The 25,376-nt window shown below is 70.9% G+C and carries 1 protein-coding gene (running past one end of the window); it reads left to right on the top strand.

Annotated elements, in window-relative coordinates:
• Positions 1–25,376: the 3' portion of a cadherin-like domain-containing protein gene (locus BLV24_RS16615; RefSeq protein ID WP_143040342.1), read on the top strand. 3,994 nt of this gene lie to the left of the window's left edge; only the last 25,376 of its 29,370 coding nucleotides appear in the window; its start codon lies off the left edge, out of view; the stop codon is at positions 25,374–25,376.

Below are 25,376 nucleotides of genomic sequence, written 5' to 3'. Positions count from 1 at the left end.
CGGCCACCGCCGGCGCCTCCGGCGAGCCCAGCGCGACCGTGCTCGCCGACGGCACGCTGGCCGTGGCCTGGAGGTATGGCGGCGACGTGGTCTACAGCGTCTGGAACCCGGCCGGCGTCCTGATCGTCGACCAGCAGGTTCTGAGCCAGACCACCGCGGGCACGCAGTACGAGCCGAGCCTCGCGGCCGATGGCGCGGGCGGCTTCTGGGCGGTCTGGCAGGATGACAGCGGCATCGACGGCTCCGGCCTCGGCGTCATCGGCCGTCGCTTCGACGGGACCGGGACCGCGCTCTCCGACCAGTTCGTGGTCAATTCCTACCGCAACAGCACCCAGGAATCCCCCGAGATCGTGGCGCTGAGCGACGGCCGCATGCTGGTGATCTTCGAGGAGAACACCAGCGCCGACGGCTCCAGCTACGGCATCTTCGGGCAGCTCTACGCCGCGGACGGGTCGCGGATCGACGGGATGTTCCGGATCAACGAGGCGACCGAGGGCGCCCAGGCCTGGCCCTCGGTGGCGGCGCTGCCGGGCGGCGATTTCGTGGCGGCCTGGACCCATCCGCAGAACGCCTCGGCGGGCGACGGCGCGCTTGAGTCGGTGGAGATGCGGGTCTTCGGCGACGCCGGCGATTACGCGCCCCAGGCGGCCCCGGAGCTGGACGGTCTGGTCGAGGCCGTGACCTTCGACGAAACCGACGTGAACGCCGGCCTGATGCGGCTCGACCCGCTGGGCGGGGCGGCGGTGGGCGACGTGGATTCCGCCGATTTCGACGGCGGCGTCCTGACCCTCGCGCTGGCCATGGAGGCCGCGGGCGACCTCGAGCGGGCGCGCACCGGCGCGGATTCCCTCGCCCAGCATCAGCTCGGACTGGTTCCGGGAGAGGTCGGCGGGACCGGCCTTGTGGGCGTCGCGGGGACTTCGGTCAGCGTCGACGGCACGGTGATCGGCACGATCATCTCCGACGGGAGCGATGGTCAGCCGCTTTCCATCCAGTTCAACGGCTCGGCGACGGTCGAGGCCGTGGAGGCGGTGATCAACGCGCTGGGCTACGCCAATGTCTCGGACGATCCGTCGACGAGCCGGCGCCTGACGCTCGACCTGTCGGACGGGGACGGCGGCCACGTGGTCACGCGGTTCATCGACGTCACGGTGACCGTCGCGGCCGAGGACGCGCTGGCCTGGGGCGATGAGACCACGGTCAACCACCACTCCTATTACAACCAGGTCTCGCCGGCGGCGGCGCAGCTTGGCGACGGAACCATCGTCGCGGTCTGGGCGAGCTATTATCAGGACCAGCTCAACAGCTCCGCCGATTACGGGATCTACGCGCAGCGGATGACCGCGGACGGCACGCCCGTCGGGCCCGAGTTCAAGGTCCACTCCGTGATCTCCGGCGACCAGAGCGATCCCGACGTCGCGGCGCTGGCGGATGGCGATTTCGTGGTGGTCTGGCGCAGCGATCATGGCGGCGGGGTCCACGCGATCCGCGGCCAGCGGTTCAACCCCGACGGCTCCCCGGACGGGGCGGAGTTCATCGTCTCCAGCGACCCGTCCGACGCGCGTCTGCTGCCCGAGGTCTCGGCGCTGGCGGATGGCGGCTTCGTGGTCGGCTTCCTGGCGGCGACCGGCGCCTCGTCCTATGCGGTCCGGCAGGTGATCTACGACGCGGCCGGCGCGATGGTGGGGGCCGAGCAGCTGGTCAGCGCCACGGATGTGGAGCACACCCTGCATCCCGGGGCCTCGGTCGCGGGGCTGTTCGGCGCCGGCGGGACCGATGCCGGTCATGTCACGGTCTGGACCGCGGACGGGCCTGACGGCGACGGGCAGGGGGTGTTCTTCCAGCGCTACGACGCCGCCGGCGCCGTGGCGGGCGGGGCGACGCAGGTCAACACCTCGACCCTGCTGGACCAGTTCGGCGCCAAGGTGGTGGGGCTCTCGGGCGGGGGCTTCGCGATCGCCTGGCTGTCCGACGACAATCTCGACACCGTGACCGGGGTCTACGCCCGGCTCTACGACGCGTCCGGCGCGGCGCAGGGCGACGCCTTCCTGGTGAACCCCGTGTTCGGCCAGGCGTCCTACGATCTCGACATGTCCGCCACCGCCGACGGCGGCTTCGTGGTCGGCTGGGCCAGCCCCGACGGCAGCTCCAACGGGGTTTACCTCCAGCGCTTCGACGCCGCGGGCGGGCGCATCGACGACGCGAGGCAGGCCAATGTCACGACCAGCGGCGAGCAGGACCTGGGCGCCGTGCTCGGCCTTGCGGGCGGCGGCGTGCTGGCCCTGTGGCGCGACGCGGTCCTGAGCGGCGAGATCCGCGCCCGGGTGCTGTCCGATCCGGCGCCCGGCGCGCTGTCGCCGGCGATGTCGGACCTCGATGAATACATCGATCTCTACGTCAGCGACGTCCAGGCCGGGCCGGTGCGGCTCGACGACGGCATCGCCTTCGAGGATATCGACGGCGCCGGGTTCGACGGCGGCCTGATCCGGATCTTCTACACCGCCGGCATGCATGCGGACGACCAGCTCTCGATCCTCGCCTCCGGGCCGGTGACGGTGGTCGGAGCCGAGGTCCGGGTCGGCGGGACCGCCATCGGGACCATCGACGGGACCGAGGACGGGGTCGACGGCGCGGCGCTTGTGATCGCGCTGAACGCCAATGCGGACGCCGAGGCGGTCAGGCAGGTGCTGGAGCGGGTGGCCTTCGGCTCCGACACCGTCGACGGCACGATCACCTACACCTATCGCGGCATCGGCTACCTGGTGCAGGACGGCGCCGGCGGCCAGACCGAGCCGGACGGCGTGCGCATCTATCTTCGTCCCGGAACCGCCGGCGCCGAGAGCCGGTCGATCCACGACTGGACCCCCGGCGACGCCGCCTATTTCAGCGAGACCGAGCTGCAGGCCGGCCCGGTGCGCCTGGATGCGGCCGTCGATCTGGATGGGTTCGACGGGGACTCCTTCGACGGCGGCTACCTGCGGGTCAATCCGGGCGGCGGCGCCGCGCCGATGATCCTGTCGGTGCTCGATGCGGGCGCGGGGCCCCGGCAGATCGGTTTCGACGGAACCACCGTCACCTTCGGCGGCGTCGCCATCGGCACGCTCGACGCGACCGAGAACGGCGTGGGCGGCGAAGACCTGCTGATCACCTTCAATGCCGCCGCCACCGCCGACGCGGTCGAGGCGCTGCTGGAGCATGTGACTCTGGAGCTGACCGGCGACTACAGTTCGCGCCGCTACTACTCCATCACCGTCGCCAACGGGGGCGGAGACAGCACCAACCTCAACCAGTACATCTACATCACCAACGACTCCGCCCCCGCCGCGCCGGTGCAGGCCGACGCCGCGACGCCGGCGGAGACGGCGGTGAACTCCTTCACCCTCGACGAGCAGGACGAGCCCTTCGTGCTCGAAACCGGCGACGGCGGCTACCTGGTCACCTGGACCTCGCAGCGCCAGGACGTGCCCAGCGACGCCAATGGCGAAGGCGTCTTCGGCCAGTTCTACAACGCCCAGGGCGCGCGGGTCGGGGCCGAGTTCCAGATCAACGACATCTCCCAGAACGACCAGTACGCCTCGCGCGCGACGCTGCTGTCGGATGGGCGGATCGTGGTCGTTTGGCACGACAACAGCGATCGCGACGGCGACGAATGGGGCGTCTACGCCCGGATTCTGTCCGCCGACGGGGTCCCGCAGGGCCCGGCGATCCTGCTCAACCATGAGACGCAGGGCTCCCAGTCCTGGCCGGATGTGGTGGCGCTGGACAACGGCCGGTTCATGGCCGTGTGGATGTCGGAGACCGAAGGCTCGGCCGGCGACGGCTCGGGCTACGGGATCTTCGGGCGGACCTTCGACGCGGCCGGCGCCGCGGAAGGCGCCGAGTTCCAGATCAACTCGGTCACCAACACCAACCAGATGTATCCGGGCGCCGCGCGGCTGGCCGACGGCGACGTGATGGTGGTGTGGGAGGACCGCAACGGCGACTCCTCCAGCTACGCCATCGCCGCGCAGCGGGTGGATTCCACCGGCGCGCTGGTCAGCTTCGACGGGGCCACGGCGGGGGCCGAGCAGGTCCGGATCAACGACTCCGAATCCGGCACTCAGTTCGACCCGGCCATCATCGCGCTGGCGCCGAGCGCCACGCTGCCCTCGGGCGGGTTCGTGGTGGGCTGGACCGGGCCGGATTCCAGCGGCGACGGCGCCTATGCGCGCATCTACGCGCTGGACGGCGCCGCGCAGACCGGCGACCTGGTGCTCAACGTCAATTCCAGCAACCAGAACCAGGTGGCGCTGGCGGCCGATCCCGACGGCGGTTTCTTCGCGGCCTGGACCGACCATTCCGGCGCCGACGGCTATGGCGAGGCGGTGGTCTCCCAGAAGGTGCTGGCGGACGGGACCTTCGACGGGCCCAACCTGATCCTCAACAGCCAGAGCACCTATGACCAGGACGATCCGCATATCGCGGTGCTGTCCAGCGGCGCGCTGACCGCGGTCTGGACCTCCGACACCTACCAGGAGACCATCGGCGACGGCTCGGGTCACGGCGTCATGAACCGGCTCTTCGACCGCGCCGCCCTGACGGCGGGCGAGGCGGCGCCGGTTCTGACCGGGTTCACGGGCGAGACGACCTTCGACGAGAGCGTCGTCAACGCCGGCCCGCAGCTGATGATCGCCGACGGCGCGCTGTCGCTGTCCGACGTGGATTCCGCGAATTTCGACGGCGGGCACGTGCTGGTCAGCCGGGTCATCGGCTCCGCCGCCGGGTTCGAGAACGCCTTCGGGCCGAGCGACGGCGACGCGCAGGACCAGGTGACCCTCCTCGACGGCGCCGGGGTGGCGCTGATCTCGGGGGGGACGCAGGTTTCGGTCGGGGGCGTGGCGATCGGCGACGTGGTCTCGGACGGGGCGAACGGCGCGGACCTGCGCATCGAGCTCAACGCCCAGGCCACCGCGGCGCGGGTCGAGGCGCTGCTGGAGCGGCTGGCCTACGCCAACAGCTCCGATGACCCCGAGCCCTCGCGGCTCTACATGGCGCAGGTGACGGACGGGGACGGCGGGTCCACGGACAACCATTACCTGACGGTGAAGGTGACCCCGGAGGTCGACAGCGACATCGTCGCGCGGGCCGGCGAGCAGCAGGTCAATTCCCAGGCCACCGACGACCAGCAGAACAGCCATATCGCGGTGCTGCATGACGCGGCCGGAGACGATATCGGCCATGTCGTGATCTGGCGCAGCAGCGAGCAGGACCGCCCCGAGGGCGGCGGCTACGGCGTCTACGGGCAGATCTACGACCTCGCCGGTCAGCCGGTGGGGGGCGAGTTCCGGGTCAACGACTTCACCGACGGCCATCAGTATCAGCCCGCGGTGGTCGGGCTGTCGGACGGCGGCTTCGTGGTGGCCTGGTACGACCAGTCCGGCCACGCGCCCGAGAGCGCGGCGGGCGGCGAGGCCGGGGCCGGCCTGCTGGGCCGGGTCTTCGGCAATGACGGCCAGCCCGCGGGCGACGCCTTCGTGATCAACGACCTGACGCCGGGCGCCCAGTCGCAGCCGGCGCTGGCCGCGGACGATGCGGGCGGCTTCGTCGCGGCCTGGGTCGACGGCAACGCCCGCGACGGCAGCGGCAACGGGGTCTTCGCGCGCCAGTTCTCCGGCGCCGGTGTGGCGCAGGGCGCCGGCGTGCAGGTCAACGAGCAGACCAGCGGCGCGCAGGACAATCCGACGATCGCCTGGCTTGCGGGCGGCGGGTTCGTGGTCGGCTGGGTGTCGGCCGATTCCGCCCCGGCGGGCGACGGGTCCGGCGACGGCGTGTTCGCGCGGGTCTTCGACGGCGCCGGCGTGGCGCAGGGGGGCGAGTTCCAGCTTTCCCAGACCAGCGCCAGCAGCCAGTTCGAGCCTGTGGTGGAGGCCACCGGCGACGGCGGCTTCGTCGCCGCCTGGCGCAGCACCGGGCAGGACGCCAACCTCTCGGCGGCGATCATGCGCAAGTTCGACGCCGCCGGCGCCGCCGAGGGCGACGAGGTCCAGATCAACCACTCGGTCGCGGGCTACCAGTACCAGCCCCGGATCGCGGCGATGCCCGACGGCGGCTGGACGGTGATCTTCACCGACTCCGGCGGGGTCGACGGCTCCGGCTACGGCGTGCTGATGCAGCGCTACGCGGCCGATGGCGGGCGGATCGACGGCGAGACCGTCGTCAATGTCGAAGGCTCCGGGTCGCAGAGCGAGCCGGACGTGATCGCCCGCGCCGACGGCACGGTGATCGTGACCTGGACGTCGGACGACTCCGGCAGCGCCGGCGACGGCGACGACCACGGCGTGTTCCAGCGGATCTTCGACCCGGTCGCGGCGCCCATGGACAGCGCCGCGCCGGAGCTGGCGGGCATCCCCGAAGGGATCGCGCTGGACGAGGCCGATTTCGGGGCCGGACTGGTGCGGATCGCGCCCGACGCGACGGTGGGGGACTCGGATTCCGCCGATTTCGCGGGCGGCGAGCTGCTGGTCCAGGTTCTCGACAACGATACCGTGCAGGACCTGTTCCGCCCGGTGGACGGCAAGGCGCAGGACCAGCTCGGGGTGATCTCGGGCGGGCTGGTGACGGTGGCGGGGACCACGGTCTCGGTCGACGGAACCGCGGTGGCGGAGATCCTGTCCGACGGCCAGGACGGCGCGCCCCTGCAACTGGCGCTGGGCGCCGGCGCGACGCTGGCGCGGCTGCGCGAGCTGCTGCGCGCCATCGGCTATGACAACGCCTCCGACGCCCCCGAGGCGAGCCGCGAGCTCGCCATCCGCCTGACCGATGGCGACGGCGGCGAGACGTTGCAGCGGATCGACCTGACCATCGCGCCCGAGATCGACGGGATGCAGGCGGTGGGCGACGTGGAGCGGGCGAACAGCTACACCCCCGACACCCAGTCGGCCCCGGAAGTCGGGGCGCTGGACAACGGCGGTTACGTGATCGTCTGGCAGTCCCACAACCAGGACGCCACCGGCGACAGCACCTACGGCATCTTCGCGCAGCGCTACGACGCCTCCGGCGCCCCGGTGGGCGGCGAGTTCCAGGTCAACCAGACCACGGCCGGGGAGCAGACCTCCCCCGCGGTCGAGGGCCTGCCGGGCGGCGGCTTCGCGGTGGTGTGGTCCGACGGGTCGGGCCAGGTCTCCGGCCCCAACCCGTCGCCGATGATGCGGGTCTTCGACGATAGCGGGCAGCCGGTGACGTCGGAATTCGTGATCGGCGACGGCCTGGACCGCAACGAGGGCGCGGTCGCCATCGACCGGGTCGAGCCGAGCGCGCAGATGCCCTCCGGCGGCGTCATCGTGCTGCGGCGGGTCTATGACATATCCGAAGGCCACTACGATCTGGTGGCCGATCGCTATGACGTCACCGGCGCCCGCGTCGGCGGCCCGATCGAGGTCACGGCCGCCGATTATTCCAGCGGCGATGTCGATGTCGCGACGCTTTCCGACGGGTCCTACGTCATCGTCTATGACGAATACGGGGACGAGACCGGGGGAAGCTCGGACCGCGGCGTGTTCCTGCAGCGGGTGGCGGCGGACGGCTCGCTGATCGGCGGGCAGGTCCAGGTCAACAGCTACGAGCGCGGCAACCAGTACGCGCCGAAGATCGCGGCGCTGGACGACGGCGGCTTCGCCGTCGCCTGGACCGGCCGCGCCGACGACACCATCGACAACGGCGATCACGGCGTGTTCGCGCAGGTCTTCAACGCCGATGGCTCGCGCCGCGGCGAGGAGTTCCTGGTCAACGACCACGTGACCAACAACCAGTATGCGAAGAGCCTCGTCGCCACCGAGGGCGGCGGATTCGCGGTGCTCTACGAAGGCTATGACGCGGCCGGCGAATACCCGGTGCGGCTGCAGCAGTTCGACGCCCAGGGCGCGCGGATCGACGATCCGGTCCAGCTGCATGAGCATACGGCGGGACACCAGTACGACGCCGCCGCGGCGCGGCTGACGGGCGGCGCGGTGGTCACGGCCTTCTATGACACCAGCGGCGCGTTCGGCGACCCGGATGGGGCCATCCTGACCCGGATCCTCGGCGACCCGGCCGATTTCGCCGAAGGCGGGGACCCGGTGCTGGACGGCGTCAACGCCTCCGTCACCTATGACGAGGATCTGCTCAACGGCATCCCGCAGCTGATCGACGCCAACGGCGCGGCGGCGGTGTCGGACCCGGATTCCGCCGATTTCGACGGCGGCGCCATCCTGGTGTCCAACCTCATCTCCTCGGCCCCGCTGATCGACCAGATCAACGCGCCCGACGACCTCACCCAGGACCAGCTCGGTCTGCGCCAGGGGCCGCGGATCTCCATCGCGGGCAGCGCGGTTTCGGTGGACGGGACCGTGGTCGGGACCATCGCCCAGAACGGCCAGGCCGGCGCGCCGTTCGAGATCACGCTCAACGCCAACGCCGACGCGGCGGTGGTGGAGCTGCTGGTCGAGAACCTGACCTACCGCAACACTTCCGACGACCCGTTCGAGCAGCGGCTGCTGCGCATCCAGGTGACGGATGGCGACGGCGGGGCCTCGGACCCGGTGGTGGTCGAGGTCAACATCACGCCGACCTCCGACGCGGCCTCCCCGGTGGGGGACGAGCGCGACGTGGCGACCTTCGCCGGGACCGTGATCACCCCGCAGATCGTGACGCTGGCGGGCGGCGACCTGATGGCGGTGTGGGTGTCGAGCGGGCAGGACGGTTCGGGCTACGGCGTCTACGGCCAGCGCATGGACGCGCTGGGCAACCCGGTGGCGCGCGACGGCTCGGCCCTGCCGGCGGAGACCACGGACGAATTCCAGATCAACGTCCAGACCAACAACAACCAGTATCAGCCGAAGATCACGGCGCTGGACGACGGCGGCTTCGCGGTCATCTGGTACGATGACAACGCCACCGGCATCAGGGCGCGGCGCTTCGACGACCAGGGCGCGGCGGTCGACATGGCCGGCGCGGCGCTGACCGGCGGCCAGACCGGCGAGACGGTGGTGGAGCAGAACGGCTCCTCCACCCAGCAGCTGCCCGACATCACCCAGCTTGCGGGCGGCGCGCTCGTCACGGTCTGGACGGCCCACACCTCGGCCGGTTCGGGCGACGGGTCGGCCTACGGGATCACCGGGCGGATCTTCTCCACCGCCGGGATCGGCGGCTCCGAATTCGTGGTCAACACCGAAACGCTGAGCGACCAGTTCCGGCCGCGGGTCATCGCGCTGGACGACGGCGGCTTCGTCGCGACCTGGGACAGCTATTCGTCCTCGGGCTCCGCCGACGGGTCGCGCTACGGGGTCTTCGCCCAGCGCTTCGACGCGGCCGGCATCGCGGTCGGCGGAGAGTTCCAGGTCAACGAGCTGACCGCCGACGATCAGAGCCATGTGACCGTCACCCAGCTCGAGAACGGCAACCTGGTCTTCACCTGGGTCGACGACGTCGCGGACCAGAGCAGCGGAGGCGTCTTCGCCCGCATCGTGGCGCCGGACGGGACCGGGGTCACCGACCAGTTCCGGGTCAACGACGTCCGCTCCTCCACGCAGACCGATCCGGCGGTGGAGGCGTTGGACAATGGCGGCTTCGTCATCGCCTGGTCCGACCATGGCGGCGCCGACGGCCACGGCTACGGCGTCTTCGCCCAGCAATACGACGCCGGCGGGGCCCGTCAGGACAGCCAGTTCGTGGTCAACTCCACGACCACCGGCAACCAGCAGAGCCCCGACATCGCGGCCATTCCCGGCGGCGGCTTCGCGGTGATCTGGCAGGGGTCCATCGCGCTGCAGGTCTACGGCAACGACGCGCCCAGCGTGTCCCCGGTCTCGGCCTCGGGCGACGAGGACACGGCCATCGTGCTCGACGCGGCCCTGTTCGACGCGGGCTTCGTGGACGCCGAGGGCCAGAGCCTGCAGGCGATCCGCATCGGCACGCTGCCCACCGACGGCACGCTGACGCTCTCCGGCTCTCCGGTGACGCCGGGTCAGGAGATCTCGCGCGCCGATCTGCTGGCGGGGAACCTCACCTATACCGGCGGCCAGGATTACAACGGGGTCGACAGCTTCCTGTGGACCGGGTCGGACGGCAATTCGTTCTCCGACGACGTGGTGGCGGCGAACATCACCGTGAACCCGGTCAACGACGCCCCGGACCTCGAGGCGGGGCCGAACGCCACCGTCACCGAGGGGCAGACGCTCAACCGCAACCTCTCGATCGGCGATCCGGACGCCGACACCCGTCAGATCACCGTGGATTACGGCGACGGCTCGGCGCCGGCGGTCTTCGCCTCGGCCTCCGCCAGCCCGTCGATCAGCCATGCCTACGGGGCGGAGGGCGTGTTCACGGTCACCGTGACGGTGGACGACCAGTCGGGCGCGGCCAACGCGGTCGAGGTCGACACGTTCCAGGTCACCGTCGCCAACGGCGCCCCGGACGCGCGCAACGACACGATCCATCTGTCGGAGCACGAATCCAGCTTCTTCGGCGACGTCTTCGCCGATAACGGGCCGGGCGTGGACTACGATCCGGGCGGGGATCCGTTCTCGATCACCGCGGTCAACGGCTCGGCCGGGCTCGTCGGCTCCCAGGTCACGCTGCCCTCGGGCGCGACGGTGACGCTGAATTCCGACGGGTCGTTCAGCTACGACAACGGCTCGGTCTTCGACTATCTCGGCCAGGGCCAGGTGGCGACGGAGACGCTGACCTACGAGATCACCGACGATGGCGGGCTGACCGACACCGCCACCGTGACCTTCCGCGTGACCGGCGCCAACGATGCGCCGGACGCGGCCGACGACACCTTCGCGGGCGTCTCCGGGTCCTCCTTCAGCGGCAACGTGATCGCCGCCGCCGGCGGCGGCGCGGACACGGATCCCGACCAGAACGCCGTGCTGACGATCACCGAGCTCGACGGCGTCGGGGCCTCGGTGGGCGTCGAGGTCACGCTCGGCTCCGGGGCGCTGCTGACGCTCAATGCCGACGGGTCGTTCAGCTATGACCCGAACGGGGCCTTCCCCTCGGGCGGGGCGGACAGCTTCGACTACACCCTGTCGGACCAGCACGGGGTGACGGACACCGCCACGGTGACCATCAATATCGGCGTGACCAACGCCGCCCCGATCGCGCGCGACGACGCCTTCACCCTGCATGAGGACGAAACGGCGGTCGGGCTCGACGCCTTCGACGACAACGGCTCGGGCGCGGATTCCGACGGCGACGGCGACCCGCTGACGGTGACCGAGATGAACGGCGCCATCGCCGCCATCGGGAACCTGGTGACGCTCGCCTCCGGCGCGGCGGTGCGGATGTTCTCGGACGGGACGTTCAACTACACGACCCAGGGCGCCTTCAACGCGCTGGCGGTCGGAGAGAACGCGACCGACAGCTTCCAGTACACCGTCGAGGACGGGCAGGGCGGCTCCGACACCGCGACGGTCACGCTGACCATCACCGGGCGCAATGACGGGCCGAACGCGGTCGACGACGCCGCCGCCGCCACCGAGGCCGCGGGCGCCTCCGGCGACGTGCTGGCCAACGACGCCGATCCCGACACGACCGACAGTCTGCAAGTGACCGAGGTCGGGGGCTCCAGCCTCGCCGTGGGGGTCGCGACGGCCACCGCGCTGGGCGGGCAGGTGACGATCGACGGCGACGGGGGCTTCAGCTACGACCCCGCCGGGGCGTTCGAGGCGCTGGCCCAGGGGCAGAGCGTGGTCGATCACGTCGACTACACCGTCTCCGACGGCAATGGCGGGACCGATACCGGCCGGCTGCGGATCACCGTGACCGGGCTGAACGACGCCCCCGTCGCGCAGGACGACGCGGTGAACGTGCTGGAGGATTCGATCCTCAACGGCGACGTGACCGCCGACAACGGCGCCGGCGCGGACGACGATCCCGATGCCAACGATGCGCCGACGGTGACCCATATCAACGGGGTCGCGGCGAATATCGGCCAGCAGGTGACGCTGGCCTCGGGCGCGCTGGTGACGCTCAACGCCTCGGGGACGTTCAGCTACGACCCGAACGGCGCCTTCGACGCCCTGAATTCGGGCGAAAGCGACACCGACGGTTTCGACTACACCTGGACGGACCCGCACGGCCTGTCCGACACCGCCACGGTGACCGTCACCATCAACGGCGCCGGCGCGGCGCCCGTGGCCAATGACGACGCCTTCACGGTGCATGAGGACCAGACCGCGGTCGGGCTGGACGCGCTGGCCGACAACGGCTCGGGCGCGGATTCCGACGCCGACGGCGATGCGCTGACGGTGTCCGAGATGAACGGCTCCGCCGCCGCCATCGGGGCCCTCGTCACGCTGCCCTCGGGCGCCGCGGTGCGGATGTATTCGGACGGGACGTTCAACTACACGACCCAGGGCGCCTTCAACGACCTGGCGGTCGGGGAGACGACGACCGACAGCTTCGAATACACGCTGATCGACGGGACCGGGCAGTCCGACACGGCGACGGTCACCATGACCATCACCGGGCGCAACGACGCGCCGGACGCGCGCCACGACGCGCACGCCTCCTCGGCCGACGCGACGCTTTCGGACAACGTCTTCGACAACAACGGATCGGGGGCGGATTCCGATCCCGACGGGTCCGACACCTTCGCCGTGTCGGCGATCAACGGCGACGCGGGGCTGGTCGGGGCGGCGGTGACGCTGGCCTCGGGCGCCACGGTCACGCTGCAGGCGAACGGCGCGCTGTTCTACGACCCGACCGGCGCCGCCGGCGCGGTGGCGCTGGGCGCGGGGCAGACCGCGACCGACAGCTTCACCTACACCATCGTCGACCCGCACGGGCTGACCGACGTCGCCACCGTCAGCGTGGCGCTGACCGGGGTCAACGACGCCCCCGAGGCCGAGGACGACGCCTTCTTCGCCACCGTGGGGTCCGGCGTGTCGGGCCAGGTGAAATCCGACAACGGCTCCGGCGCCGACAGCGACCCGGACACGAGCGACACGCTCTCCGTGGTGGCGTTGAACGGCTCGGCCGGGGCGCTGGGCACGCCGACGGCTCTCGCCTCGGGCGCGCTGGTCACGCTGAATGCGGACGGGACCTTCGACTATGACGACAACGGCGCCTTCGACGGGCTGACCGGGTCGCAGACCGGCGTCGACAGCTTCGACTACACGATCTCCGACGGGCGTGGCGGGACCGACACCGCCACGGTGACCATCCAGATCTCCCGCAACAACGTCGCGCCGGCGGCGCAGGCCGATACGCTGGCGGTGCATGAGGACATGGGCGGCGCCATCCGCGACGTCTTCGCCGACAACGGCGCGGGCGCGGATGCCGACCCCGACGGCGATCCGATCCGGGTCAGCGCGGTGAACGGCCAGGCGGCCCTGGTCGGGCAGGGGATCGACCTTGCAGGCGGCGGGCGCGTGCTGATCGACGACGACGGCCGGCTGGTGTTCAACGCCGACGGCGATTTCGACGACCTGGCCGTGGGCGACAGCCGCTCGACCTTCGTCGACTACACCATCACCGATGACCGGGGCGGGACCGACACCGCGACGGTCGAGCTGGTGGTCGCCGGGCGCAACGACGCCCCGGACGCGGTCGACGACGCCTACACGACGGGGGCCGACGACACGCTGTCGAGTACGGTGATCGGCGCGGCCGGCGGCGGCGCCGACAGCGACGTGGACGGCGATCCGCTGAGCGTGACCGCGATCAACGGCGCCGCGGCGGGCGTGGGCGCGGAGGTGACGCTGGCCTCCGGCGCCCTTGTCACGCTGAACGCCGACGGGACCTTCGACTACGACCCCAACGGGGCCTTCGACGGGCTCGCTTCGGGCGCCGACGCGACCGACAGCTTCGACTACACGATCTCCGACGGGCAGGGCGGAACCGACACCGCCACCGCCACGGTGACCGTCACCGGCGCCGGCGCCGATCCGATCGCGCGGGACGACGCCTTCGTCACCCATGAGGACGCGGTCTTCGCCGGCGACGTGCTGGCGGACAACGGGTCGGGGGCGGACAGCGACCCCGAGGGCCAGGCGCTGAGCGTGGTGGAGATCGACGGCCAGCCGGCCTCGGTCGGGACGGCCATCGACCTCGCGGGCGGCGGCCGGCTGAACCTGGCCGCCGACGGGACCTTCCATTTCGACGCGAACGGCGATTTCGACGACCTCGCCCCGGGCGAGAGCCGCGACGTGACCTTCGCCTACACCGTCGAGGACCCGCAGGGCGGTCGCGACACCGCCACCGCCACGATCACGGTGGAGGGGCGCAACGACGATCCGGACGCCATCGCCGACCAGTTCACGGCCTCGGTCGGGGTGAACATCTCGGGCGACGTGCTGGCCGACAACGGCGTCGGCGCGGATGACGACCCCGAGGGCGACCCGATCACGGTGACGGCGGTCAACGGGCTCGCCAGCATCGGGACGCAGATCGCGCTGGCCTCCGGCGCGCTGGTCACGCTGAACGCCGACGGGACCTTCGACTACGTGCAGAACGGCGCCTTCTCCGGGCTCACCCAGGGGCAGACCGCCACCGACAGCTTCACCTACACGATCGAGGACGGCGAGGGCGGGTCCGACACCGCCACCGTCACCCTGCGCATCACCGGGACCAACAACGCCCCCGACGCCCGCGACGACGTCTTCGCGGTGCATGAGGACATGGGCGGCGGGGTGCGCGACGCCTTCGCGGACAACGGTTCGGGCGCGGATTCCGACGCGGACGGCGATCCGCTGACGGTGCTGTCGGTGAACGGTCAGCCGGGCTTCGTGGGGCAGGGGATCAACCTGCTCGGCGGCGGCCGGGCGCGGGTCGATGCGGACGGACGGGTGATCTTCAACGCCGATGGCGACTTCGATCATCTCGCGGCCGGGGAAACGGCGCAGACCACGCTGACCTACACCGTCTCCGACGGGCGGGGCGGCTTCGACAGCGCCGCCGCCACCTTCGTGGTGGAGGGCCGCAACGACGCGCCGATCGCCGCCGACGACGCGGCCGCCACGGACGAAGGCGCCACGGTGACCTTCGACGTCACCCCGGATGCGGGACCGGGTCAGGACACCGACCCCGACGCCTCCGACACGCTCAGCGTCACCCATGTCGAGGGTCAGGCCATCGGCGCGCCGATCACCCTCGCCTCCGGCGCCATCGTGACCATGGGGGCGGACGGGCAGGTGCTCTACAACCCCAACGGCGCCTTCGACGGGCTCGCCCAGGGAGAGGAGGCGACCGACAGCTTCAGCTACGCCGTCTCCGACGGAAACGGCGGCGCGGACACCGCCACGGCGACCGTCACCATCCGCGGTTCGGATGGCGACGTGAACCTGGTGACCTCTGACGTCTCCTTCGCCGGCGGGCGCACGGATGAGTGGGTCCAGATCGGCTACACCGTGACCAATGACGGCACGGTCGACGCCTCCACCCATTTCGAGGACCGCATCTACCTGTCCACCGACCAGGTGCTGGACGCGGGCGACGATCTGCTGCGGGTGGTGGAATTCGCCGGCGTCCTGCCCTCGGGCGTCAGCTATGACCGGCTGGTCAACGTGCACCTGCCCGACGTGCCGGGCGACTACTACCTGCTGGTCAAGACCGACGGCGGCGACGTGCTGGTGGAATCCAGCGAGAGCGACAATATCGGCGTCTCGGCCCAGGCCAATGTCGCGGCCCGGTTCCGCGCCACGCTCTCGGCCTCCGTCTCCGAGGCGGTCACGGGCCAGGTGATCCAGCTTTCCGGGCAGGCGCTCGACGCCGATTCCGGGGCCGGCATGGCCTTCGAGTTCGTGACCATCGAAGCCGAGCTCGACGGCGTGGTCCGCTCCGCCGCGGCGCTGACCGACGTCAACGGCAACTGGTCGCTCGACTTCTCGGTGCTGGCCGGCCAGGCGGGCACGGTGAACTTCACCGCCCGCCATCCGGAGAACCCGGCCGAACAGCCGAGCCCCGAGGCCTCGGCCGACTTCTACGGCATGGCCTTCGCCCAGCGCGCCGCGGTCGAGGAAGTGATCCTCGGGACCACCGAGACCATCACCTTCACGCTGAACAATCTCGGCGACCTGGATATCGAGCTGCTCGACATCATCGTCACCGGCCTGCCCGCCGACTGGCTGATGACCGACGCCGGAACCATGGAGCTGCTGGGCGACGGCTCGGTCTCCGTCGGGTTCGAGGTGACGGTCCCCGCCGACGCGCCGCAGGACTTCGTGGACGCGGTGATCCAGGTCACCTCGGTCGAGGCCGGAACGGTCCAGGCCGCGGTGCGCATCGACGTCGTGCCCTCCGGCGCGGACCTGGAGGCCGATGTCGCCCGGCTCGACGCCTTCATGGTGCGCGAGGAGCAGGAGCTGATCAGCTTCGACATCACCAATCACGGGGCCACGACCTCGGCCCCGATCACGGTGCTGATCCCGGACCTGCCCTGGCTCTCGGTCGCCTCCGGCCAGTTCATCGACCCGCTGGACGCGGGCGAGACGGCGACGGTGATCCTGTCGCTGCTGCCCGGCGCGGATCTCGATCTGCTGAGCTACGAGGGCGCCATCTCCGTGGTGGAGGCCAATGGCGGCGACGTGGTGAACCTGCCCTTCGACTTCACCGCGGTGGAGGACGACACCGGCTCGCTCACGCTCAACATCGTGGACGAGCTGACCTTCTTCTCCGAGGAGGCGCCGCAGGTCGAGGACGCCTCGGTCACCATCACCAATTCGGTGACGGGGGCGGTGGTGTTCTCCTCGCTGGACGTGGACGGGAACGTGACCGTTCCGGACCTGCCGGAGGGCTATTACGACATCCGCGTGCAGGCGGCCCAGCATTCCAGCTGGCAGGGCACCATCTACCTCGAGGCCGGCGAGCCGCGGGTGATGGAGGCGTTCCTGTCGCGCACCACGGTCCAGTATTACTGGTCGGTGACCGAGATCGAGATCGAGGACCGCTACGAGGTCGTGGTCGAGGCCGATTTCCAGACCAACGTGCCGCTGCCGGTGGTGGTGCTGTCGCCCAATGTCATCGACCTGAGCCGGGTCGACGATCTGGGCGAGTCCATGGTCGTCGAGATGACCGTGACCAATCACGGCCTGATCCAGGTCGAGAACCTGCAGCTCAACCTGCCTTCGCATCCGCTCTACACCTTCGACGTGCCGATCGAGATGCTGGCGCTGCTGGAGGCCAACAGCTCGATCACCATTCCCGTCACCGTGCGCCGGGTGGACGACATCGACGCCGGCGACGCGCCGGGCTCGGTCCCCTGTCAGCTTTCGGGCTCGCTCACCTACGCCTTCGACGCGGGGCCCTATGACGTCAACAAGGCGATCCCGATCGGCTTCTCCAATGTCGAGGGCAATTGCGGCCAGGGCGGCTCGGCCAATTTCGGCTTCGGCGGCGGCGGTTTCGGCGGCGGCGGCGGCCTTGGCGGCGGCGGTGGCGGGGGAGGCGGCGGCGGCGGCGCCGGCGGCGCCTACGCGGTCAACCCCGCGGTGCCGGTGCTGCAGATCACCGATCTCTGCGACGGCGACGCGGCGGAATACGCCTCGCTGACCTCGATCCCCGAGGGCAACGCCATCGACAGCCTGGTGGCGATGCTCAGCTTCGGCGGGTCCGACAGCGTGCTGGCGCGGTTCCAGGCGGGGAACACCGCCGGCGCCATGGCCAAGCTGACCGAGCTGCTGCCGGCCTTCGCCAGCGATATCGACGACCTGCTGCACGTGATCGACTGGTGGGATTACGCCTACGCCCGCACTTCGCCCTTCTTCGAGCCCGGCACCGCGCTGGAAGAGGAATGGGCGCTGTCGAGCGAGATCATCCAGCAGACCCTCGCCCTGGTCGACGAGCTGCTGGGCGACCCGCTCTGGCATGAGATCTCCGGGCGCGGGGCGAATGCGGACGCGTTCTTCGACGCTTTCGCCGCCGCCATCGGCGGGACCGGCGCCCAGCAGATGATCGACGGGGCCGAGCGCGCCGACCTGCTGGCCATGGGCCTGCCCGAGCCGGTCAGCCAGGACGCGGTCAACGACCTGGCCGACCGCTGGAACGACACGCTGGCGGCGCTTCAGTCCGGCGTCACCGACCCTGACGCCGCCGGCACGGACATCGTGGACGGGGCGCGGGTGGACGAGATCCTCGACCTGCTGACCCCGCTGGTCGCCGAGGCCGAGGCGCTGGACGAGCGCGGTCTGGGGACCGTGGTGGCGGAGTCCGTCTACGACTACGCCGGCCAGATCGCCCAGGACGCCGGCGTCTGCGCCGAGGTGCGCATCCGCATCACCCAGGACGTGGTGCTGACCCGTCAGGCCTTCCTGGCGGAGCTGGAGATCGTCAACCTGACGGTCGAGGACATCACCGACATCTCGCTGACGCTGGAGGTGCGCGACGCCGCCGGCAACATCGTCGAGACCAACGTCTTCGGCATCGACGACCCGATCCTGCGCAACCTGACCGGCATCGACGGCGCCGGCGTGATCGCGGCCGGCGAAACCGGCTCGGCCGAGTTCACCCTGATCCCGTCGCGGCTGGCCGCGCCGGACGCGCCGACCGACTACTTCGTCACCGGCACGCTGGGCTACAACGAGAACGGCGTCGGCATCGAGGTGCCGCTGGCCCGCGAGCGCGTGACCGTGCAGCCGCAGGCGGAGCTGGAGCTGGATTACTTCTGGCAGCGCAACGTGTTCTCCGACGACCCGTTCACCGAAGGCGTGGTCGAGCCGAGCCACCCGTTCCAGCTCGCGCTCATGGTCACCAATTCCGGCGCCGGCGACGCGCAGGACCTGTCGATCACCTCCGGTCAGCCGGAGATCATCGACAACGAGAAGGGCCTGCTGGTCGAGTTCGAGATCATCGGCTCTTCGGTCAACGGCGAGACCGCGACCCGGAGCCTGAGGGTCGATTTCGGCGACGTGGCCGCGGGCGATGTCGAGGTCGCCAGCTGGCTGCTGCAATCCAGCCTGCAGGGGCGTTTCGACAACTACACGGTCGAATTCACCCATCTCAACAGCCTCGGCATCGAGGAGCTGTCGCTGATCACCGAGGCCCGGGTCCACGAGCTGATCCGGCAGGTGAAGATCGACGTGCCCGGCCATGACGGCCTGCCGGACTTCCTGGTCAACGACGACGGCGACGCCTTCGGCACGCCCGACGCGCTCTATTCCTCGACCGGGGACGTGCATGCCGTGTCCCAGGCCATCGGCGAGACCGCCGACGGCGCCCCCTCGGGCGGCGACGCCGAGGTCGAGGTCTCCGCGACCATGGCGTCGGGCTGGAGCTACGCGGCGCTGCTGGAGCCTTCGGACGGGAATTACCGGGTCGTCGAGATCGTGCGCGACAGCGACGGCAAGGTGCTCGACGCGGCCAACTGGTGGGTCACCGACCGCACCTTCCCCGATGCGGGGCGGCCGACCTACGAGTTCGTGCTGCACATCCTCGACCATAACGACACGGCCGGCGCGCAGACCTACACGGTCCATTACGAGGCCATCAACCGGGTCCCGGTGGCGGGCGACGACATGGTGTCGGTGGCGCAGGAAGGCGCGGTCGACATCGCGGTGCTGACCAACGACGTGGACGCGGATGGGGATGCGCTGAGCATCGCCTCCCTCGGCCAGCCGTCCAACGGCACGGCTGTTCTGGGCGCGGGCGGCATCGTCACCTACACCCCGACGCCGGGCTATTCCGGGCCGGACAGCTTCACCTACGCCATCTCCGACGGGAATGGCGGGACCGACACGGCGACCGTCGAAGTGACCGTGACCCCGGTGGCGCTGGGCGCGTCCGAGGTCTCGATCGGGGTCGGGCTGGTGGCGCCCAACGGGGCGGGCTTCGCGCCCGCGGGCGCGGCGTCCGACGCCGAAGGCGACGCGGGGACCAAGGACGTCTGGTTCACCGTCACCCGCACCGGCGACCTGACCGGCGACACCACGGTCACCCTCGACCGCAGCGGCCTGATCGACGCGGCCGACGTGGTCAGCCTGCCGCCGGCGCAGATCGTCATGCTCTCGGGTCAGGCCAGCCAGTCGTTCCGGATCCAGGTCCGCGGCGATTACGGGATGGAGCCGGACGAGACGCTGACCCTGACCCTCTCCGGAACCGACCGGGCCAACGTCACCGTGTCCGCGACCGACGACGCGGCGACCTACACCGCGCTCAACGACGATCTGGGCGGCACGCTCTCGATCCGCGCGAGCCTCACCGATCCGTCGCTGGCGGGCGCGGCGCTGTCGGCCGCGACCTCGGAGGACGAGGGGAACACGGGCGTGAACCCGGTCTGGTTCGTCATCGACCGGGCCGGCGATCCGGACGCGCCGCTGACCGTGGCGCTGACCCGCTCGGGCTCGCTGACCAATGGCGACCTGGCGTCGCCGCCGCCGGGCTCGGTGAGCTTCGCGGCCGGCGAGACCCGCAAGATCCTCCGGCTCGACGTGGTCGGCGACAAGGTGGAGGAGGCCGACGAAACCCTGACGCTGGGCCTCGGGACCATCTCGCGCGCCGGCTACACGGCCGATCCCTCGGCGTCCTCGGCCACCCACACGGTGACCAACGACGACCTGCCGAGCCTGCCGCCGGTGGCGCAGGACGATGCGGTGTCGCTGCATGAGGACGCGGTGGTCCTGTTCGACGCCTTCGCGGATAACGGGTCGGGCGTGGACAGCGATCCGGACGGCGATCCCTTCGTGGTGAGCCGCGTGAACGGCAGCGCCTCGGCGGTGGGCGCCGCGATCAACCTCGCGGGCGGCGGCCGGGTGCGGATGTATGCGGACGGGGAGTTCTACTTCGACCCCGACGGGGATTTCGACGACCTCCAGGTCGGCGAGAGCCGCGACGTCGCCTTCACCTACACGATCGACGACGGGCGGGGCCGCGCCGATCAGGCCACGGTCACCGTCACCGTGGAGGGCCGCAACGACGCGCCCGAGGCGCGCGACGACAGCTTCCAGGTCGACGAGAACGGGCTTGCGTCCGACAACGTGCTGGCGCCCTCGACCGGGGCCGACGACGCGGACCCGGAAGGCGACGCCATCCAGGTGGTCTCCGTGGCCGGGGTGCAGGCGCAGGTCGGCCAGTCCATCGACCTCGCCGCCGGCGGCCGGGTGCGGATCAACGCCGACGGCCAGGTCTGGTTCAACCCGGACGGGGATTTCGAGGACCTCAATGTCGGCCAGTCCCGCACGGTCTCGGTCGTCTACGGGATCGCCGATCCCGAGGGGCTGACCGACACGGCGACCGCGCGCTTCACGGTGCGCGGCGAGAACGACGCGCCGACCGCGGTCGACGACGTCTTCCAGGGCGACGAGGACGTGGCCAACACCGTCACCGGCGGGCTTGCCAACGACATCGATCCCGACACCGGGGCCAGCCTCTCGGTGGTGGAGATCGAGGGTCAGGAGGTCGAGGTCGGCGACAGCGTGGAGCTCGCCTCCGGGGCGCGGGTGACGCTGCTGGCGGGGGGGAATTTCCTCTACGACGTCAACGGCGAGTTCCAGGCGCTGGCGGAGGGCGAGACCGGGATCGACGCCTTCGTCTACACGATCTCGGACGAGCACGGCGCGACCGACGAGGCCGAGGCCACGGTCGAGATCGCCGGCCATAACGACGCCCCCTTCGCCCGCGACGACGCGGTGCGGGCGGCCGAGGACGTGGTGACCGTGGGTTCGGTCTTCGCCGACAACGGCGCCGGCGCCGACTGGGACTGGGAGGGCGACGCGCTCAGCGTGGTCGCGGTGAACGGTTTGGCGGCGAATGTGGACGCGTCGATCCCGCTGGCGGGCGGCGGTCTGGTGCGGGTGCTGCCCGACGGGACGCTGCGCTTCTACGCGGCCTCGTCGGACTTCGACCATCTTTCGGTCGGGCAGACGGCGCAGGTGAGCTTCGACTACACCGTCGCCGACATCCACGGCGCCACCGACGAAGGCCATGTCACGATCACCATCGAAGGCCGCAACGACAAGCCGCGCCCGGAGCCCGACTTCGCCTCGATCCATGAGGACGGCGTGAAGTCCGGCAACGTGCTGGCGGATAACGGCTCGGGCGAGGACTGGGACATCGACCAGGCCGACACGCTGCGCGTGCGCGGGGTCGAGGGCCAGTCGGCCAATGTGGGCCAGTCCATCGACCTGGCCGCGGGCGGCCGGGTGCGGGTCAATTCCGACGGCCAGTTCTGGTTCGCGCCCGCCGGGGATTTCGAAGACCTGGCCGTGGGTGAGAGCCGCACGATCACCTTCGGCTACACGCTGGGCGACAACCGCGGCGGCAAGGCGGACGAGATCGTCACCGTCCGGGTCGACGGGGTCAACGACGCCCCCGAGGCCTTCGACGACGCCCTGACCAGCCACGAGGACGCGGTCAGCTTCTTCTCGGTCTTCGACGACAACGGGTCCGGCGCCGATTTCGACGTGGACGGCGACGCCTTCTCGGTGGTCGCGGTGAACGGCGACGCCGGGCTGGTGGACCAGGGCATCGATCTCGCCGGGGGCGGCCGCCTCCGGGTGCTGGCCGACGGCGGCTTCTACTTCGTGGCCGACGGCGACTTCGAGGATCTGGCCGTCGGCCAATCCCGCGAGGTGAGCTTCGACTACACCATCGAGGACCCGCACGGAGAGACCTCGACCGCCACCGCGACGGTGACGGTGGAGGGCCGCAACGACGCCCCGACCCCGGCCGACGACTCCGGCGCGGGCTTCGCGATCGACGAGGATGGCGGGGTCACCGGCTCCGTGCTCGACAACGACGCCGACCCTGACGGCGGCGACGTGCTGGAGGTGGTCGGGATCGAGGGCGAGACCGATATCTCCGGCGCGGGCGTGCTGCTCGCCTCCGGGGCGCGGGCGTCCTATCTGGGCGGAGGGCTCTTCGGCTGGAACACCTTCGGCGCCTTCGACTTCCTGGCGGAAGGCGAGCTCGGCTCCGACAGCTTCGAGATCCAGGTGGCCGACCAGCACGGGGCGGTCTCGACCTCGCGGGTCACGCTGTCGGTGATCGGGTCCAACGACGCGCCCACGCCCGAAGACGATCAGGTCGGGGGCGCCGAGACGGGCGTGGCGTCCGGCAACGTGCTGGCCAACGACACGGATCCCGAGGACGAGGCCCTGAGCGTGGTCGAAGCCGGGGGCGCGGATGTGGACACCGGCTTCGACGTGGCCGGCGGCGGCCGGGCGCGGGTGCTGGCGGACGGGACCTTCTGGTTCAACGCCGACGGCGACTTCGAGGACCTGGGCGTGGGCGAGAGCCGGACGGTGAGCTTCGACTACACCGTGGCGGACATCCACGGCGCGACGTCGACCGCCACGGTCTTCGTCGAGGTCGAAGGCCGCAACGACGCGCCGGTCGCGGCCGACGACGCGATCCTGTCGGATCAGGACGCGACCACCGAGGGCGACCTGCTGGCCGACAACGGCGCCGGGCCCGACGCGGACCCCGACGGCGACGCGCTGAGCGTGATCGCGGTGAACGGTCAGGCGGCGCTGCTCGATACCTCCATCCGGATGCCGGAGGGCGGTTTCCTGCGGGTGATGTCGGACGGGTTCTTCCGCTTCTACGCCCAGACCGGGGAGTTCGATCACCTGGCCCTGGGGCAGAGCGAAACGGTCGTCTTCGACTACACGCTCGGCGATCCCCATGGCGGGATCGACGAGGGCCGGGTGGAGATCACCGTCGAGGGCCTCAACGACCGGCCGGTGGGGGTCGACGACGCCTTCGCGACCAGCGAAGGGGCGCTGTTCTCCCGCAACGTGCTGGACGACAACGGGGCGGGGGCCGACCATGATCCCGACGACGGCGCGGTCCTGCATGTGGGCAGGGTCGAGGGCCAGGCGGGCAATGTCGGCCAGTCCATCGATCTGGCCGGCGGCGGGCGTCTGCGGGTCAATCCCGACGGCAAGTTCTGGTTCGCCGACGATGGCGACTTCGAGGATCTGGGCGCGGGCGAGAGCCGGGTGGTCAGCTTCTCCTACACCGTCTTCGACGAGCATGACCTGCCCGCCGCGGCGCCGACCACCGTGACCCTGACGGTGCAGGGCGAGGATGACCCGGCCGTGGCGCAGGACGACGCGCTGACGGTGGCGGAGGACGGGACGCTTTCGGTCTCGGTCTTCGCGGACAACGGCGCGGGCGCGGATGCGGACGTGGACGGCGATCCGCTGGCCGTGGCCGCGGTGGACGGGCTCGCCGCCAATGTCGGCCAGCCGGTGGCGCTGGCGGGCGGCGGCGTCGTCACGCTGGGCGCGGACGGGGTGCTCGCCTTCGATCCGGCGGGCGACTTCGACCACCTGGCCGCGGGCGACAGCGCGGAGGTCGGCTTCGGCTACAGCCTCGCGGGCGGGTCGGACGCGACGGTGACGGTGACGGTGACCGGGGCCGACAGCGCGCCGATCGCCTCCGACGACCAGTTCTCGCCGAGCGAGCGGGCCACGGCCTTCGTCTCCAGCCTGTTCGGGACCGGGGGCGGCGGCGCCGACTCGGATCCGGAAGGGGACGCGTTCTCCGTGGTCTCGGTGGACGGGGACGCGGCCTCGGTCGGGGTCTACGCGGATCTCGCCGATGGCGGCCGGGTCAGGGTCAATGCGGACGGGAGCTTCTCCTTCGCGGCGGGGACCGACTTCCTCGACCTCGCTTACGGGGAGACCCGGTCCACCAGCCTGGTCTACGAGATCGCCGATGCCGGCGGGCTCACCGACACCGCCACGGCGACCTTCGTGGTCCAGGGCGCCAACTCCGCCCCGGTGGCGCGGAACGACGTGGCGACAGCGCAGGCCGACGCGCCGCTGTCGGGCGACGTGCTGGCCGACAACGGGTCGGGCGCCGACAGCGACTTCGACGGCGACGTCATCGAGGTGTCGCGGGTCGAGGGGCAGGTGGGCCTGGTGGGTCAGCCGGTGGACCTCGCCGATGGCGGCCGGGTGACGGTGGCCTCGGACGGAGGCTTCGTCTTCGACCCCGACGGCGACTTCGACGCCCTGCGCTTCGGCGAGAGCGCGGAGACCTCCTTCACCTACTCGGTGCGCGACCAGAACGGGGCGCCGGGGGCCGCGCCGGCGACGGTGACGCTGACGGTGGAAGGGGTGAACGACGCGCCCGAGGCCCGTGACGACCAGATGGTCGCCGCTCCGACCGGGAACACCGGAACCAACGTGTTCCGGGACAACGGCTTCGGCGCGGATGGCGATGTCGACGGCGACCTGCTGCAGGTCGTGGAAGTCGACGGGCAGGCGGCGCTGGTCGGCGTGGGCTTCGCGCTGGCCGATGGCGGGCGCGCGCAGCTCCGGGCCAACGGGGCGCTGCTGTTCAACCCCAACGGCGAGTTCGACGACCTCGATCCGGGCGAGACCGCCGAAACCGGGCTGAGCTACCGGATCTCCGACGGCGAAGGCGGCTTCGACATCGCGGAGATCTTCATCACCGTGCAGGCGCCGCTGGTCTGA

Source organism: Albimonas donghaensis (assembly GCF_900106695.1).
In the GTDB taxonomy this organism is placed as follows: domain Bacteria; phylum Pseudomonadota; class Alphaproteobacteria; order Rhodobacterales; family Rhodobacteraceae; genus Albimonas; species Albimonas donghaensis.
The sequence above is the reverse complement of the archived record's forward strand: the minus strand, read 5'-3'. Positions and strand labels throughout refer to the sequence as shown.